This is a genomic window from Bacillus sp. FSL R10-2201, assembly GCF_038008665.1.
Lineage (GTDB): Bacteria > Bacillota > Bacilli > Bacillales > Bacillaceae_G > Bacillus_A > Bacillus_A mycoides.
In genome coordinates, this window is the sequence record NZ_JBBOZP010000001.1 from 4,939,851 (window position 1) to 4,957,661 (window position 17,811).

The 17,811-nt window shown below is 38.4% G+C and carries 14 protein-coding genes and 1 riboswitch; of the genes, 7 read left to right on the forward strand and 7 right to left on the reverse strand.

The features are described 5' to 3' along the window. Positions 1-6 precede the first annotated feature (6 nt). Together celB and NSQ69_RS25765 are read right to left on the reverse strand one after the other, a co-directional pair. Positions 7-1,308: a PTS cellobiose transporter subunit IIC gene (celB, locus tag NSQ69_RS25760; protein ID WP_002016164.1), complete on the reverse strand. Its 1,302-nt coding sequence runs from the start codon at positions 1,306-1,308 to the stop codon at positions 7-9. Positions 1,309-1,322: 14 nt separating this feature from the next. Continuing rightward, positions 1,323-1,625 carry a PTS sugar transporter subunit IIB gene (locus NSQ69_RS25765; protein WP_002016166.1) on the reverse strand — a complete coding sequence of 101 codons (303 nt, stop codon included), beginning with the start codon at positions 1,623-1,625 and terminating at the stop codon, positions 1,323-1,325. Positions 1,626-1,849: 224 nt separating this feature from the next. Between NSQ69_RS25765 and NSQ69_RS25770 the strand changes: the two genes are divergently transcribed. The 3 genes from NSQ69_RS25770 to NSQ69_RS25780 all read left to right on the forward strand — a co-directional run bounded on the left by NSQ69_RS25770 (position 1,850) and on the right by NSQ69_RS25780 (position 4,968). Continuing rightward, positions 1,850-3,067, forward strand: a complete 1,218-nt coding sequence (locus tag NSQ69_RS25770; protein ID WP_002016167.1) for a dicarboxylate/amino acid:cation symporter — start codon at positions 1,850-1,852, stop codon at positions 3,065-3,067. A 167-nt stretch (positions 3,068-3,234) separates the two neighbouring features. Further along, entirely contained in the window at positions 3,235-4,392 is a 1,158-nt protein-coding gene (locus NSQ69_RS25775; RefSeq protein WP_002129955.1) for an acyltransferase, read from the forward strand. Between the two features lie 195 nt (positions 4,393-4,587). After that, a complete protein-coding gene (locus NSQ69_RS25780; protein ID WP_002034775.1) occupies positions 4,588-4,968 on the forward strand; it encodes a VOC family protein in 381 nt (126 codons plus the stop codon). A gap of 56 nt (positions 4,969-5,024) precedes the next feature. Here the strand turns inward: NSQ69_RS25780 and NSQ69_RS25785 are convergent, their stop codons facing one another. Continuing rightward, on the reverse strand, positions 5,025-7,025 hold the full coding sequence (locus tag NSQ69_RS25785; RefSeq protein ID WP_002184650.1) for a YhgE/Pip family protein: 2,001 nt from the start codon (positions 7,023-7,025) through the stop codon (positions 5,025-5,027). A 135-nt stretch (positions 7,026-7,160) separates the two neighbouring features. Between NSQ69_RS25785 and NSQ69_RS25790 the strand changes: the two genes are divergently transcribed. Further along, positions 7,161-8,045: a LysR family transcriptional regulator gene (locus NSQ69_RS25790; protein ID WP_002129960.1), complete on the forward strand. Its 885-nt coding sequence runs from the start codon at positions 7,161-7,163 to the stop codon at positions 8,043-8,045. Between the two features lie 67 nt (positions 8,046-8,112). Here NSQ69_RS25790 and NSQ69_RS25795 read toward each other — a convergent pair whose 3' ends face one another. Then, positions 8,113-9,198 (reverse strand): hypothetical protein, encoded by a 1,086-nt coding sequence (locus tag NSQ69_RS25795; RefSeq protein ID WP_002129962.1) that lies wholly within the window; start codon positions 9,196-9,198, stop codon positions 8,113-8,115. An 89-nt stretch (positions 9,199-9,287) separates the two neighbouring features. Continuing rightward, a complete protein-coding gene (locus NSQ69_RS25800) occupies positions 9,288-9,437 on the reverse strand; it encodes a hypothetical protein (protein WP_002016173.1) in 150 nt (49 codons plus the stop codon). Positions 9,438-9,689: 252 nt separating this feature from the next. On the opposite strand from NSQ69_RS25800, the gene cydA reads away from it, so the two are divergent. The 3 genes from cydA to NSQ69_RS25815 all read left to right on the forward strand — a co-directional run bounded on the left by cydA (position 9,690) and on the right by NSQ69_RS25815 (position 13,641). Then, positions 9,690-11,045 carry a cytochrome ubiquinol oxidase subunit I gene (gene cydA / locus NSQ69_RS25805; RefSeq protein WP_002034780.1) on the forward strand — a complete coding sequence of 452 codons (1,356 nt, stop codon included), beginning with the start codon at positions 9,690-9,692 and terminating at the stop codon, positions 11,043-11,045. Next, entirely contained in the window at positions 11,038-12,063 is a 1,026-nt protein-coding gene (locus NSQ69_RS25810) for a cytochrome d ubiquinol oxidase subunit II (RefSeq protein ID WP_002089640.1), read from the forward strand. The genes cydA and NSQ69_RS25810 overlap by 8 nt, the downstream gene beginning before the upstream one ends. A 219-nt stretch (positions 12,064-12,282) precedes the next feature. Beyond that, positions 12,283-13,641, forward strand: coding sequence for an arsenic transporter (locus NSQ69_RS25815; RefSeq protein ID WP_002129967.1), 1,359 nt, complete (start codon positions 12,283-12,285; stop codon positions 13,639-13,641). A 250-nt stretch (positions 13,642-13,891) separates the two neighbouring features. On the opposite strand, the gene thiC is transcribed toward NSQ69_RS25815, so the two are convergent. Both thiC and lldP read right to left on the reverse strand, forming a co-directional pair. Then, entirely contained in the window at positions 13,892-15,652 is a 1,761-nt protein-coding gene (gene thiC, locus NSQ69_RS25820; protein WP_002016178.1) for a phosphomethylpyrimidine synthase ThiC, read from the reverse strand. Positions 15,653-15,764: 112 nt separating this feature from the next. Further along, a riboswitch (TPP riboswitch) is annotated at positions 15,765-15,880 on the reverse strand. A 71-nt stretch (positions 15,881-15,951) separates the two neighbouring features. Further along, positions 15,952-17,613, reverse strand: coding sequence for an L-lactate permease (lldP, locus tag NSQ69_RS25825; RefSeq protein ID WP_341099808.1), 1,662 nt, complete (start codon positions 17,611-17,613; stop codon positions 15,952-15,954). Positions 17,614-17,811: the final 198 nt, after the last annotated feature.

A 17,811-nucleotide genomic window follows, 5' to 3' on the forward strand; every position in this document is an offset into this window, starting at 1 on the left:
AGTTCTTTACTCCCCCTTTTCTTCCGCTACTTTTTGTTTATCCCATATTTTTAAGAACGGTAAGTAAATAAAGAATGCAAGTGCAAAGTTAACAAGTTGTAAAACAACACCTGAAATTTTCCCGCCTGATCCTAAATATCCACTAAAAAGAATAGGTGTCGTCCAAGGTACAGCCGCTCCGCTCGGACGTGCGACCCATCCCCATTCCATTGCAAAGTAAGAAACAACCGTTAACACAACTGGTACAAGTATAAATGGAATAAGTAAAAGCGGGTTCATTACTATCGGCATACCGAAAGTCACCATTTCATTAATATTAAAAATACCTGGTGCAATCGATAATCGCCCTAAACTTTTTAATTGCTGACTTCGCGCAAATAGTAACATTCCTACAACTAAAGCGAGTGTTGCACCAGAACCGCCCATATAAATCCATAAATCAAAGAACTGTGCAGTAATCGTATTCGGTACATCTTGCCCTGCTTGGAAAGCAACTCGGTTTTGATCCATTAACGACAACCAAACGGGGCTCATTACACCACCAACAATAGTAGCACCATGAATTCCACACGACCAAAGAACATGAACGAGAATAACTGCTATTATTGCGCCCCAAAGACTAGCACCAAGTACACTAAGTGGTTCCTGTAAAATTTGCCCCACAATATTATGGATACTGCCAAAAGAAGTATTTTCTATAATTAAGCGCAAAATCCAAATAACCGTTACAACAATAAAACCTGGAACAAGTGCCGCAAATGAACGTGTCACAGCTGGTGGAACTGTCTCCGGCATCTTTATAATCATCTTTTTTTGTACAATAAACCGATAAAGTTCAGTAGATATAATTGCAATAATCATCGCTACAAATAAACCTTGGCTTCCCATTAGCGCCGCTGGGATTGCTCCATCTACAATCACACTTTCCTTCGTGCTTGGTATAATATATGCAACTTGAAATGGAGTTGCAAGTAAAAACGTCACAAGCGACAATGCTCCGGATGCTAAAGCGTCCACTTTATAATATTCTCCAAGTCTGTAAGCGATTCCAAAAACAGCTATTAAAGCCATTATATTAAAAGTTGCACTAACTGGATACCCTAAAGCCCTCTGCCAATTCTCACCAAATAAACCTGCCATAAAATCATTATATCCTGGTATTGGTAATGCACTAATAATGAGGAAAAATGATCCAATAATCAAGAAAGGCATCGTTAAAACAATTCCATCACGAATCGCTTGCAAATGTCTCTGTTCTGCAACCTTCCCTGCCACTGGCATCACATATTTCTCTAAAAACCCTATCATCTATCCCACACTCCTCATGGTTTCATTAACAAAGCTGCTTGCAAGATAGCTTCTCCATTACAAAGCCCGTAATGGACAGATTGAATGACATCAACAGGTATTCCCTTGTCCTTACATAATTCTTTCATTTTCGGTAATAAATAACGTACTTGCGGTCCAAGTAAAAGTACATCTGCAGTATCAATATGATTTCGCACTTCTGAACCTGATACTGCCCAAATCTTTACCTGTATCCCTCTTGCCTCTGCTGCTTTCTCCATTTTTGTAACAATCAAACTGGAAGACATTCCCGCTGCACAGCAAAGTAAAATATTCATCTCGCTCCCCTCCCCCTTTTTCCAAACCTAAGTTATGGTGTAGCCCTTGCCACCACTAGGTTACAAATATATATGTCTAGATTTCTAACTGTATGCCGAGCTTAAAAACAAAAATTTCTCGGTTTTCACGCTATTCCATCTATCCGTATTTTCCTAGTAAAGAAGTCTCTAACTCGCTATAATGATTCAGTATGATTTTTTATAATCGATAGGAGGATATATTTATGAAGGCATATCGCTTTCCGCTTATTTTATTATCTTCTATCCTAATTGGTGGTTTCATTGGTTATTTCATGGGTGCCGATGCAGTTGCTTTAAAGCCGCTTGGTGACATTTTCTTAAACTTAATGTTTACGATTGTTGTACCGTTAGTGTTCTTTAGCATCGCGTCATCTATTGCTAATATGGATGGATTAAAACGTTTCGGTAAAATTATGTCTAGTATGGCTGGAACTTTCTTATTTACAAGTATTTTAGCTGCTATTTTTATGATTATTATCGTGAAAGTATTCCCGCCAGCACAAGGTGTTGTATTAGAACTAACGCAGCCTGATAAAGCTGAAAAAGCAGTTAGTGTTGCTGATCAAATTGTTGGTATCATAACAGTATCAGACTTTTCAAAGTTACTATCTCGCGAGAACATGCTAGCTCTTATTTTCTTCTCTATCTTAATGGGGGTTGCAACTTCAGCAGTTGGTGAAAAAGGGAAACCATTCGCTACATTCCTACAAGCTGGTGCAGAAATTTCAATGAAAGTCGTATCTTTCATTATGTACTACGCTCCAATCGGACTAGCTGCCTACTTCGCAGCATTAGTTGGTGAATTCGGACCACAACTTCTTGGAACTTACTTCCGAGCAGCAATGGTATACTATCCAGCTTCTCTTATTTACTTCTTTGTATTCTTTACATTCTATGCGTACCTTGCAGGTCGCAAACAAGGTGTACAAGTATTTTGGAAGAACATGGTCTCTCCTACAGTTACATCACTTGCAACTTGTAGTAGTGCCGCAAGTATTCCAGCGAACTTAGAAGCAACGAAGAAAATGGGTATTTCTTCTGACGTTCGTGAAACAGTTGTCCTTCTTGGATCTACACTTCATAAAGACGGATCTGTTTTAGGCGGGGTATTAAAAATTGCTTTCTTATTCGGTATTTTCAACATGGAATTCGAAGGACCGAAAACATTAGCAATTGCACTTGTTGTTTCTCTATTAGTAGGAACAGTAATGGGTGCTATTCCGGGCGGAGGTATGATTGGTGAAATGTTAATCGTTTCTCTATACGGATTCCCACCAGAAGCATTGCCAATTATCGCAGCAATTAGTACAATCATCGATCCTCCTGCAACAGTGTTAAACGTAACAGGAGATAACGCTTGTGCCGTAATGACAGCTCGCCTTGTAGAAGGTAAAAACTGGATCAAAAATAAATTTGCTTAATATATAGAAAGAGGATGCTCGGTGGAGCATCCTCTTTTTTGTTGTTATTTGTCGAAACGTCGATATAATCCCATCCCGCCACAATTTTGTTATAATCTTCACAAATATTCCACATCCATTATCCATTCTCCGTACTATAATCATGTATGGAAAAGGAGATGGATACAATGACTCAAAGCGCACCAGAATTCAAAGTTTTGCAAAGCATTGCATTTCTTGCTGTCGTTTTGCAAAGTTCCTTATTATATACAATGAATCAAGGAAATGTCTTACTCGAGCAATCCCTCATTATGGGCATGCTATTTAATCTTGCAAAATTTTCAGCACCTGCATTCATATTTATCGTCGGCTTCCATTTAATTCGGCTATATACGAAGCAACTCGTTTACAGAGAATATATTTATGAAAAAGCCGCACATTTACTCATTCCTTATTTCTTCTGGTCTATTCTTTACCTATTAACAACAAACGATGTCATTACACTACAAGGCGGAATAAAAAGTTTATTACTCGGAACAGCTGCACCTCATCTTTGGTACGTTATTATGATGTTCCAAATTCACTTATTATTCCCGTTACTATGCACACTATTTTATTGGTTTCAAAAACGAACAGAAAATAAAAAAGACATATATAAATATATGACCATTTTCGCTTGTCTATATTTCTTCTTAATGTGGTACTCTTCTCACTACATTTTTAATGGAGAGAAACTGACTAGTTCAACCATTTTACATTATACAGATCGTTCCTTCTTCTTCTACTCATTCTATTTCGTCATGGGAGGAATAGCTGCTGTAGCATTAAAAACTTGGCGTATATTTGTCATGAAACATATTCCGCTTATCACAATACTATTTTTCATCTTATTTTTATTCATCAATTATGAGTTATTTAGTTTTTACGGCGCCAATTCTATTCATTTAACGGTTTCTACTTATTTAAAACCGTCCATGTTTTTATATATTGTTTGTGAAATTATGATACTGTACGTGTTATCTATTACAATTGTACAGCGACGTGGTTTCTTATATAAAGCTTTACGTTTTATCGGGAATTACACGTATGGCGCTTATTTAGCTCATTTTTTCTTCTTGCAACTATGTACAAAATTTCTTTCCTTATTCGCATTGCAAGAAAACACAATATTATATAGCCTATTACTATTTATATTAACGACCACAATCTCTATTTCAGCAATGGTCATTGGTAGCATACTACCATTTCACACGTGGGTTACAGGGCCTTCCCCTACGACAAATATGAGATGGGCGAAGATTGCCATTCGGAAAAATCACGAAAAGGTATTCAAACCATATCTTTGATATAATAAAGTGAAACTTTAATTAGTGGAGGGGTTCTTCATCCCCCATTGATCATCAGCCCTCACCAATCGGGCATTTACGGGCAGCCCGATCCCCACCTAACTTCATTTCTTTTGCTGAATTTTGAGGTAGGGGTCTTACTGCCCGTTAATGTGGGATAGAATTCCATACAAGAAAAGAAAGTAGGACACACCTATGATTAATCAAATTGGACAAATTATGTTATATGTAAATAACCAAGATGAATCAGTACAATTTTGGACAGAAACAGTAGGATTCCAAATTGTTGCAGAAGAAAATAACGGTCAAGGATTTCGCTGGATTGAAATTGCGCCGGCAAAAGAAGCTGGAACAAGCATCGTCCTTCACGATAAGGCGTTAATTGCGAAGATGCAACCTGAATTAAACTTAAATACCCCTTCACTTATGTTCTTCTCTAATAACTTAGATCAACTGTATAAAGATCTTTCTGAGAAAAGTGTTACAGTTGGACAAGTTGTAGATTTACCTACTGGTAGAGCATTCAACTTTGCTGATAATGAAAATAACTACTTTGCAGTTATGGAAAAGAAATAAGAAAAAGCTATCCGAAAAGGTCATAATAAAACCTTTTATTCGGATAGCTTCTTTTATTAAGAAACTTGCTCTGCATTCGTTTCCTTATGCTGTATATGACTCGTAACCCATGTGATTCCGCCAGCAACAACGAGATAGCATAACAATATTAAAATTTGCATTTGTAATTGCGACCAATCGCCCAAAGAAATCACATCTTGTAACCCTCTAAGAGAATGAGACATTGGGAGAAATTGTCCAATTTTGCTAAGAACAGCTATATTTAATTCTCCTGGGAAAGTACCTCCGCTCGTCGCTAATTGAAGAACGAGAAGCGTTACCGCTGCGAACTTCCCAACAATGCCGAATACCGTTACTAACATAAGAATAAATGTCATGAACGTAAAGGAAATAACAATACTTGATAAAACAAAGAGTGATACACTTGCAACTTCTAATTTCATAACTCCTAACACTACCACATCTACAAGTAGTGCTTGAATGAGTCCAATTAAATATACTAATCCTAGTTTATTAATAAAATGTACTGTTCCGCTTACCTTCATATTTTGTCTACGGCCAAGAGGTAAAATATTCGATGCCATAATTCCGCCAACATAAAATGCCAGTGATAAAAAGTATGGTGCAATACCTGAACCGTAGTTAGGCACATCAGAAACTGTCGACTTCACTAATTGAACCGGCTCTGAGAACATCGTATTGCGTGCATCATCATTGCGAACATCCGCCATCTTCTCTGCGCCCTCTCCCAATTTCGTAGAAAGTTCTTTCGCACCATCGTCAAGTTTAACAAGTCCGTTCGTTAACTTATCAGCACCATGATTCAGCTCTGTTCCGCCACTCGCAAGGTGATTTACACCTTCTTGTAATGATGTAAATCCATTTCCCCACTTCGTAAATCCATCAGCTAAATTCGAAGTACCATCTGCTATCTTTTTCGTTCCAGCGGTAGCTTCGTTTAACTTAACTCCGAATGTATTCATGCCTTCCTCAATCTTATGCTGACCATCAGTAAGCTTCCGCGCACCTTGTGTCAATTGTTGTTGGCTATTATTTAAAGTGTTTGTTGCTTTAGCTAATCCGTTAGAAGTAGCAATGATCTTTTGAAAAGCAGGATCTTGCTGCACTTCTGGATGACTTTTCACGTACTCTTCTAATTGTTGTTTTACACTATTTGCTGCATTGTCCGCTTTCACTTGCCCTTCAGCAAGTTTCTCACTTCCGTTCACCCATTCATTTGTACCAGCACTTAATTCACTAACTCCTGATTGTAAAGACTTCTCACCCTGTGCTAGCAGCTCCATACCATTATGAAGTGATGTCGCTCCCTGACTAAGTTCATTTGCTCCCCCAGTTAAGGCCGATTGACTAGAGGCAAGCTTATCACTTCCTTCTTTTAACTTCACTGTTCCATCATTTAAACGATGAATACCATCTGTAAGCTGATTCGCCCCATTTTTTGCATCCGTCGTTCCTTCATGTAACTTCTCAGCGCCATTACTTGCATCACTCAACCCTTGTGCCAAATCTTGAAACTTTGAAAAGACACCTTCTGTATAAGATTTCGTAATACTATTTGAGATTTTTGTTTTCATATTTTCAACAGCTGTCGTTCCAATTTGAGCTGCTACAAAGTTTTTACCTGGATTTACTTTATACTGCAATTGTGCCGGCTCTGGTTTCTCATCCATTAGTGTACTTACCTTTTTAGAGAACTCCTCCGGAATCGTAACCACCATATAATACTTATCTTCTTTTAGCCCTTCATCAGCATCTTTTTCTGATACGAAATGAAACGCCAATTCCTTATTCTCTTTTAAATTTTTAACAAAATCGTCTCCAGCCTGGATTGTTTTTTCATCCATCACAGCACCCTTATCTAAATTAACAACTGCAACAGGTAATTTATCTAATTTTCCGTACGGATCCCAATATCCAGCTAAGAAGAATCCTGAATAAATTAAAGGAACGATTAATAAAAAAATTAAAGCGATACGTCCATGTTTATGGTTCCACATCGCCTTCCAATCTTTAAATATAAGTTGAATTCCCTTCATGAAACATACTCCTTCTCCTAATTTAACACCCTTCGAATGGTTTAACAGATTTACTATACACGTCACTTTCCATACTGTATAATACATCTTTAATTATCAATTCATTCCTTTTGGTCTATAGAAAGGAGATTCGAAGTGGAACTTCTTCAATTAAAATACTTTCAGACAGTCGCACGACTAGAACATATGACAAAAGCAGCTGAAGAATTGCATATCGCGCAGCCTTCACTCAGTAAAACAATCGCTAGACTAGAAAAGGACTTAGGCGTCCCCTTATTTGATCGCCAAGGTCGACAGATTACATTAAACTCTTTCGGCAAAGTATTTTTAAAACGAGTAGAACGCATTTTTCATGAATTAAGTGAAGGGGAACGCGAAATTAAAGATTTAGCTGAATTACAACAAGGCTCTATTACACTTGCAGTTTCTATTCCAAGAATATTACCCGAGCTACTCGGTTCTTTTTTACTAGAACATCCTAACGTTCGATTCCAACAATTTCTCGCATCTACTCCTTCTATGAAGCGGCAACTAGATAATATGGAAATTGATTTTTGTATCTCCTCTGTACCAATTGAAGGCGAGGAAATGGTTTGGGAACCACTTATCACAGAAGAAATTTTCTTAGCTGTTCCTTCAGGACATCGGTTATCAAACCGCGAAAGTATCTATTTGCATGAAGTAAAAGACGAATCGTTTATTAGTATGAACACTGGTTACGGATTTCGGCACTTAACAGATGAATTTTGTAAAAAAGCTGGTTTCACTCCACATATCGCTTTTGAAGTAGATGAACCAACCGTGATTAGCGATCTCATTAAGCAAGGTCTTGGCATCGCCTTTGTCCCAAGTTTAACTTTATTAAAAAACTCTACTTTAGCATCAAATAAGTTACGTATTATTGAACCTAATTGCGAACGAACTATCGGCTTAAGTTGGTCGAAGAAGCGCTATTTATCAAACACCGCCCAGCAATTTCGTGAATTCGTGATTGATTACTTCTCCAATATTAGGGCGTAAAATTATATCGCTTTACAAACAAATAAAGACACAAATAAAAGGTACCATCCCCATAGGGTGGCACCTTCTATTTTTTACTCTTATCCAATTCCATTTCCGCTAAAAGCGGCAATACGTTATCGAAAATATGTGTATTATTATTCTCACCTGTTACATATCCACCATAATATCTACTAAATACATTATCATTTCGGAATGTAGTCATCCGCTCATACAATTCCTTCGCAAACTTTGTATCACCTGTTTGTAGTACGTACAAAATTGTTAATCCGTAAGATGCTGGTGATTCATAGTTCACAGCTTGTTTTCCCGTTTCTAAGTTATAACGACCATATAACTTTTCGTCTTCGCGAAATTTCTTCTTTATAAATTCCAAATAAGCATCTGATGAAAGACCGCCTAAACTACGATGATAAGCGACGTATGATTGATCAATAAGATTCACTTCTTTATCGTACGTAAATGTCCCATCATCTTTATACTCTTTCGGGAATGCCCAGCCCTGCCTTGGATAATCCGCTAAAAACTGAACAACTTCCTGATACTGCTGTGCAGAAATTTTTCCATACTTTTTCATATAAGAGAATGCATGCGGATTTATGTAAGATGTTGTTGCAAAGTTATTTTGTTTCCCTGTATCTGCATCGTAATAATCAACGTAATAATTACCTTTTTTATTATAACGAAGTACAGAATCACTCAATTGATCTGCAAGGTTTTTATAGCGATCTTCCTTGTACATTTCATAAGCACGATATAATTGTTCTATAATACGAAGATCATCGATAAGTGCATTAGTAGCTGACTGCATTTCTCCCTTTTCAGAGATTTTCCATATAACGATGCGATCCTTGTGTACAAAGTTATTTTGAATAACCTTCACTTGTTCATCAAATAAAGCTTGATCATCTTTATCAAGTGTATATTGTAGCCATAACCCTGCAGATTCTGATAAAGCTTCACGGCCCTTCGCTTCACCCTTACCTGCCTTTGTATCCTCTAAGCGATACGTTGCAAGTGTTCCATTTTCATTCACCATATGTCGTAAAACAAAATGCTCGGTACGATTTCCTTGTAAAGCTGACCAAAATACAACTCCACCTAAAGCGATTAAGAGAATAACCCCAATCCCTATATATAAACGTTTTCGCAAGCTTTTCACCTCCTTTTAAGGCTAACCTTAATTTTACCAGAACATACGCAAATATAAAAAAGACAATCCTTTAGATTGTCTCTCTCACCTTATCCTTCGCAAGCCTCTTTAGAAGGTCTATATAGCGATTCCACAAGTCGATCATATTCACGACGCGTAATTTCTTTATTATACAACTTTAATAATAAATCTCTATGCTCTCTTGAAAATGCCATCTTTTTAATGACTTCAGGATACATAAAACACCCTCTCCATTTCACATAAACTTCTTCATCCCGGAAATAGAACTTACGTTCGCATAAAAGATTATAAAAGATTCAGCCCTAAAAAACAAATAAAATATTACCAAATATCAATTTCTTTCTCTTTAGAATATTTAAACATTATATTGCCGTACTCATTTTTTAAATACATATATATTTTTGGTAGTTTTTTGAATAAATTTTCCAATTCAATCAGAAAATAATGGCAAAAAGAAGGGGAGTATACATATGGATACCGTAACATTAGCAAGGGCATTTTTTGGTTCTTCATTAGCATTCCACATTATCTTTGCAACGCTTGGAGTCGGGCTTTCTTTAATGATTTTTATAAGTGAAATACTCTATCACTGGAAGAAAGATTCCGACTATGCCATTATGGCAAAAAGATGGACAAAGGCTTTTGCTATCCTTCTCGGTGTAGCAATTCCAACTGGAACAATTGTTGGTGTACAAATTTCACTTCTTTGGCCTGGTTTCGCCAAAATTGTTGGGCAAGTTATTTCCGTTCCGTTTCAAATTGAGATTTTCGCCTTCTTTTTAGAGGCTTTATTCATGTCTATTTACGTATATGCGGCTGATAAACTACCTCCAGTTATGAGATTAATCTCGCTATTTTTCGTTATGATTGGCGCCACTGCATCTGCCGTGCTTATTACATCGGCAAACACATGGATGAATACACCTGCGGGCTTTTCAATGAATCCAGATGGCTCAGTTTTTAACGTTGATCCGTGGAAAGCTTTCTTTAATCCGAGCTTTGGCACAAGTGCATTCCACGTCGTTATTACGGCCTATACAACTGGAGCAGCTGTTATCGCTTCTATCGCTGGATTTAAATTATTAAAGAAAAATTTAAGCGCTCGTGAAATTGCTTACCATAAAAAAGGATTACTGTTAGGGCTTGTCGTTACATTTATCACAGGTGCTACGATGTGGCTTTCAGGACACGAATCTGCTATTGCCTTACATAAACATTCACCTGAAAAACTAGCATCTGCTGAAGCTTTGTTTGAAACGACATCACACGCGCCTTTATCGATTGGCGGGGTTGTGGACCCTAACACACTTGAACTAAACTATGCCCTTGAAATTCCGAACATGCTTAGCTTATTAGTGGGACTAGACCCTAACACCGTTGTAAAAGGTCTAAAGGAATTCCCGCAAGAAACATGGCCACCATTTTACACACATACACTGTTCAATTTAATGGTCGGCACCGCTGCCTTTACCTTTGCAGTTGCAGCTATTGCCCTCTTATATTGGTACTTTGTTTACCGAAAAAAAGGAGTAGAGTTACCGAAGTGGCTTCTTTGGGGAGCTGCCGCCTGTGGACCCGTTATGTTGCTCGGTATTGAATTCGGATGGATTTTTAGTTGTAGTGGTCGTCAGCCATGGACAATTTATGGCATGCAACGCACGGTAGATGCTTCTACGCGCGCTGATTTCGTCGGTCCTTTATTTGTTTTATTCATCATTTTATATATCGGACTCGGTATTTTAACAGTCTTTGTACTACGGACATTCTTTAAGAAACATCCGTTAAAGAATGATTTACATCACGAAGGAGGCGATTCTCGTGCATGAGGAAAGCATTGCAATCATCATCTTATGGGCTCTTATTTTCGTATATAGCATACTAGGGTCTATTGATTTTGGAGCTGGTTTTTGGGGCATGGTATACGCTAAACACCCGACGCTTGCTGCCAAGCTTGCTAATCGGTACTTATCACCTACTTGGGAAGTAACAAATACGTTTCTTGTCTTTGTCGTCGTTGCTTTTCTCGGTTTCTTCCCAAAAGCGGCCTTTACCCTTGCAACCGTTATGTTTGTACCAGTTATGTTAATTTTAGTACTCGTTGCGATTCGTAGTACATTTATGGTATTTGCTTACTCCCTGCCAAAATACCAACACCTTCTTCGGATTATTTCAGGTATTACCGGGCTCTTAATCCCAGCTCTATTAATTACCGTTCTGCCAGTTACAGAAGGTGCCTATATTACGATGTCTGAAGGAAAAGAAGTGCTCCTTTACGGAAAACTTCTTTCTAGTCCCGTTATTTATTGTTATATGCTCTTCGGACTAACTTCGGAACTATTTCTATCATCTCTCTTTCTTGCTGATTTTGCTAGGGAACAAGGTTCTGAAGATACGTACCGAATTTATAGAAGAAATGCCATCATACTTGGTCCTGCAACGCTCGTGACTGCTATTATCGCTCTCGTTGTAATGGACCCTGAAACACACTGGCTTATGCAAGGACTAATAAAGCAATTCCCATGGTTTACAGTCTCTATCATTTTATTTGTTATCGGATACTCTTCCCTTTGGTGGACAAATAAGAAATATGGCACACTAGGCTTTCCTCGCATTGCAGTTTTAGCTGTCGTCGCTCAATATGCATTTGCAAGCTACGCTTACGGCGTCGCCCATTTACCTTATATCATTTACCCGGACGTAACTGTATTTACAAGCTTTACGACGGTCGAAACATTCTATGCACTTCTTATTCTTTACGCAATCGGGATTGCAATTTTACTACCAGGATTTATTTTCTTCTGGAATTTATTCTTAAAAGATCGAACATTTTTAAAGGAAAAATAGTAAATTAGGGGCATTCACACATAGAATGCCCCTAATTTATTAGACTCCTCTCCTAATAGTTATTACACTACCCCTTATACTTGCCTTATTGCTCTAAATACACATATTCACTAGATTAAGGTAGATGCCTAGTTCTTCTTATTTTCTTTTGAATATAATGCTATATAAACTTGAGACAAGCTACATTTGTTCAAGGGAAAATAGAAAGGTAGGTTAAATATGAGCATTGAAATATGGATTACTATTATTGTATTCTTCTTAACGATGATTGTTATCTTTTGGCGACCTCGCGGTTTAAATGAGGCGTGGCCGGCAGCAGTCGGCGCTAGCATTATCCTCATTACTGGACTTGTATCAAAACCAGACGTCATGGACATTATAAGTAAAATCGGCGGTGCCTCTATAACGATATTAGCGACCATCGTTATGGCGGTTATATTAGAAAGCTTCGGCTTCTTCCACTGGTCCGCAGCGAAGCTCGCAAATTTAGCGAAAGGTTCCGGACGACGCCTATACTGGTACATTCAATTACTATGTTTTCTTATGACTCTTTTATTTAATAATGACGGTAGTATTTTAATTACAACACCGATTTTGATTTTACTTCTGAAAAACCTTCAATTAAAACCTCATCAACAAATCCCTTATTTATTAAGCGGGGCTTTAATTGCCACTGCATCTAGTGCACCAATCGGTGTAAGTAATATCGTAAACTTAATCGCATTAAATATTGTTAATATGACTCTTTATATGCATACAGCTATGATGTTTGTACCTGCAACATTAGGGCTACTGTTTATGTCATGGCTCATGTATACAGTTTTAAAGAAAAAAATTCCAGAAAGATTGCCTGTTTCTTCATATGATATTGAAGAAATTTTCTTCACGAAAAACTTCCATCCGTTAAAAGGACAAAATTCTGTTAATACGAAACAAAAACGTACGAAATTCATGTTAAAAGTATTAGGCTTCGTCTTCCTTATGCGCTGTCTTCTATTCGTTGCATCCTTCTTATCGATTCCAATCGAAATTGTTGCCGTACTCGGTTCACTCGTTCTTCTCATCTGGAGATGGTACTACTTACGAACAAACCCAGTCGATATTTTGAAAAAGACACCGTGGCACATTTTGATTTTCGCTTTCTCTATGTATGTAATTATTTACGGGCTTCATAACGCAGGGTTAACAGCGGCACTTGTAAGTTGGCTCGAACCAGTTGTAAGTCAGCATCTACTCTATGCCAGCTTTGCAATGGGCGGACTCGTTTCCCTCCTCTCTAACGTCTTCAATAACCACCCTGCACTTATGATTGGTACAATCACATTAACAGAAATGGGACTAGATCCAGTCACATTAAAAACTATCTATCTCGCAAATATCATCGGTAGTGACATCGGTTCACTATTATTACCAATCGGTACACTAGCTTCCCTCATTTGGATGTATATCTTAAGACAAAACAAAATTAAAGTGAAATGGAAAGATTATTTAAGCGTATCTCTCATCGTAATCCCACTCACAACAGTCGTCACATTATTCCTCTTATACTACTGGGTACAATTATTCTTCACCTTATAAAGTGAAACTTTAATCAGTGGGTAGGTGTTCATCCCCCACTGATTATTAGCCCGCACCAATCGGGCGTTTACGGGCAGTTTATCTCCCACCTAACTTCCTTGCTCCAGCCGAATTTTGAGGTGGGAGTTTTACTGCCACAAATAGCGGGATAGACGACAGAAGCCCCCTTTGCTACCGTCTTAGCAAAGGGGGCTTCTTCTATATTTAAGTTAGGTACAGTGTGATCAATCAAGTAAAGAGGTGTAACGTGTTATTGATATAAGTGACTACCAGTTTCTTTGAATTCTACCGCTTTCTCTTTCATTCCTTTTTCAATTGCTTCTGTCGTTTCTAAGTCATTTTCTTTCGCATATTCACGAATATCATGTGAAATTCTCATACTACAAAACTTTGGGCCACACATTGAACAGAAATGCGCTGTTTTCGCCCCTTCTGCTGGCAACGTTTCATCATGGTACTCCATCGCGCGTTCAGGATCTAAAGATAAATTAAATTGGTCGCGCCAACGGAATTCAAATCGTGCTTTTGAAAGTGCATCATCACGCTGATGAGCCGTTTTATGCCCTTTCGCAAGATCGGCTGCATGCGCAGCGATTTTGTACGTAATAACCCCTTCGCGAACATCATCTTTGTTCGGTAAACCTAAATGTTCTTTCGGGGTTACATAACAAAGCATCGCCGTTCCAAACCAGCCGATCATCGCAGCACCAATCGCTGAAGTAATATGATCATAACCTGGTGCAATATCTGTCGTTAACGGCCCAAGTGTATAGAACGGCGCACCCTGACAAATATCAAGTTCTTTCTCCATATTTTCTTTAATTAAATGCATCGGTACATGCCCAGGTCCTTCAATCATAACTTGCACATCATGTTTCCAAGCAATTTTTGTTAATTCACCAAGTGTTTCAAGCTCAGAAAACTGCGCTTCGTCATTTGCATCTGCAATAGAACCTGGACGTAATCCATCTCCAAGAGAGAACGAAACATCGTACTGCTTCATAATTTCACAAATCTCTTCAAAGTGAGTATATAGGAAGTTTTCTTTATGATGGAATAAACACCACTGCGCCATAATCGAACCACCGCGCGAAACAATACCTGTCATACGCTTTGCAGTAATTGGAATGTAACGAAGTAATACACCTGCGTGAATCGTGAAGTAATCAACGCCTTGCTCCGCCTGCTCAATTAACGTATCACGATACACTTCCCACGTTAAATCCTCTGCAATTCCGTTTACTTTTTCAAGCGCTTGATAAATTGGCACAGTTCCAACTGGTACCGGAGCATTACGAATAATCCACTCACGTGTTGTATGAATGTTTTTACCTGTAGATAAATCCATAATCGTATCTGCACCCCAGCGAGTCGCCCACGTCATCTTCTCTACTTCTTCTGCAATAGAAGACGATACAGCAGAGTTTCCGATATTTGCATTTACCTTCACGTGAAAATTACGTCCAATTATCATCGGTTCCGCTTCAGGATGGTTAATGTTCGCCGGCAAAATCGCACGACCTTCTGCAATCTCCTTACGAACAAATTCAGGCTCTACCCCTTCACGAATCGCAACATATTCCATCTCAGACGTAATAATGCCATTACGCGCATAATGCATTTGCGAAACATTTGCACCTTGCTTCGCTCTAAGTGGCTTACGATCCATTTGCGGGAAAACAGGTGTATGTTTTGAAGCCACTTTCACACCGTCATCCTCAGGTTTAATTTCGCGTCCTTCATAAGCTTCCACATCACCACGCCCCAAGGTCCAAGAATGGCGCGGCGTTGGAATCCCTTTTTCCAGCTCCACTTTATACTCTGGATCTGTATAAGGTCCACTCGTATCATACACACGGATTGGCGGATTTTGAACACCGTTCGTATCGCTTTGTTCAATCTCGCGCATTGGTACTTTCATACCTTCACGTGTTCCATCCACATACACTTTCTTACTTCCTGGTAAACTCGATTTCAATTCAATTTGCTCAGCTGAAACAGACTGTTTCATAACCTTTGTTGCCCCCCTGTTCGTGACAAGGACGAGATATGGCCAGCGCATGCCAAAATAAAAAGAGCCAGGTCCATAAAAGAATAAGGACCTGGCTCATAAAGACATAATTATGTAAAGCCGTTAACTTCCCTACGCTGGTACGAGCCAGATCAGGTCCAAAGGGTTAAGAAGTTCACACGCTTCTCTCTCAGCCTACGCATACGTTAGGCACCCCTAGTTTATCACTGATTTAATTTTCAATACTTTCCCATCATACACTATAATCTGAAAAATGAAAAGTTTATTTCTTTTGTTGCTTACGGAATCATCCAAGTTAAATAATAAGCCTGCACATATGTCATAATCCCAACAATAGTAACGAAGAATAAACTATGCTTCAATGTAAAGCGGAACAAATCTGACTCTTTACCAGCAAGTCCAACTGCCGCACAAGCAATCGCAATTGATTGCGGAGAAATCATTTTACCTGTTACACCGCCCGTTGTATTTGCTGCAACAAGAAGCACTTCAGATACACCGACTTGCTGCGCTGTAATTGCTTGTAAATTCGAGAACAGTGCGTTCGCTGACGTATCTGATCCTGTTAAGAATACGCCAATCCATCCTAAGAATGGTGAGAAGAACGGGAATAATCCGCCAGTTCCTGCAAGTGCTAACGCTAATGTAGAAGATAGACCAGAATAGTTTGCGATAAATGCGAATCCTAATACGAATCCAATAGATAGAATTGGCATTTTTAGTTCATCTAACGTTTCTTTAAATGTTGCTACTGCATCTTTTGCACTCATTTTCAAAATAAAGATAGAAATGATACAAGCAATTAAAATTGCTGTTCCAGTCGCTGATAAAATATCTAATTTCAAGATTGCTTCATAAGGTGTTGGTTTATTTACAATTGGCTCTGCTTTCATTACTAAATTGTGCAAGCTTGGAACTTCAAATTTAAATACGAGACTTTCTAAAGCGCCGCCCGGAGCGAATAACACTTTAAAGAAACTTTGACTCCAGATGACTACCATCACAGTCAAAATAATGAACGGAGACCACGCTTTTACTACTTTTCCTACCGTTAGTTTCGGCATAGATGTCGCCGTCGTCGTTGCTGCTACTTCACTATTCGCTTGCTTAGTTTGATAAATTTCTTTCGGCTGCCAAACTTTTAAGAATAGCGATAAACTTACTAAACTTACAAGCGCTGACGTAATATCCGGAAGTTCTGGTCCTAAAAACGTCGCTGTAATAAACTGTGTAATTGCAAATGAACTACCCGCTACAAATAAAGCAGGCCACGTTTGTTTTACTCCTTTAAAGCCATCCATTAAAAATACGATAAAGAACGGAACAAATAAAGATAAGAACGGTAATTGATGCCCAGCCATTTGTCCAATTTTATGCGGATCAATGCCTGTCACTTGTCCAGCAACTGTAATCGGAATCCCCATCGCTCCGAACGCTACTGGTGCAGTATTTGCGATTAAACAAAGACCTGCTGCATATAAAGGATTTAGCCCAAGGCCTGCCAGAAGCGCTGCCGTAATCGCTACTGGTGCACCAAATCCTGCTGCCCCTTCCAAAAATGCTCCAAATGAAAATCCGATTAAAATAACGAGTAAACGATGGTCATTCGTAATGGATAATACAGATGCACGAATGACATCAAATTGACCTGTTTTCACAGAAATTTTATATAAAAATACTGACATAATGATAATCCACGCAATCGGCCATAACCCGTATAAGAAACCGTATCCGGTCGCTGCCATTGCCATTGTGAATGGCATTTTATACGCAAATAGCGCCACCAAAATCGTTAATACAACTGTAATAAATCCTGCCACATACCCCTTCATGCGGAAAACTGCTAATGCTAAGAAAAAAAAGATGATTGGAATAAGTGCAACTGCTGCCGAAATCCAAATGTTACCGAACGGATCGTAAACTTGTGTCCATGTGTTCATTGTTCTCTCCCCCTAAAGAATCCCCTTTTAAATAAAAATAACCTTATCAATAGACTATCGGGTCATCATACCTTTAAGTCTAAAAAATATAAAACGTTTAAGAAAACGTTTTCAATAATTTTATCACAACAATTTTCATTTAAAAAGATTTTTTTGAAAATTTCATCATTTAAAACAGAAAATCTTACAAAAACGTCA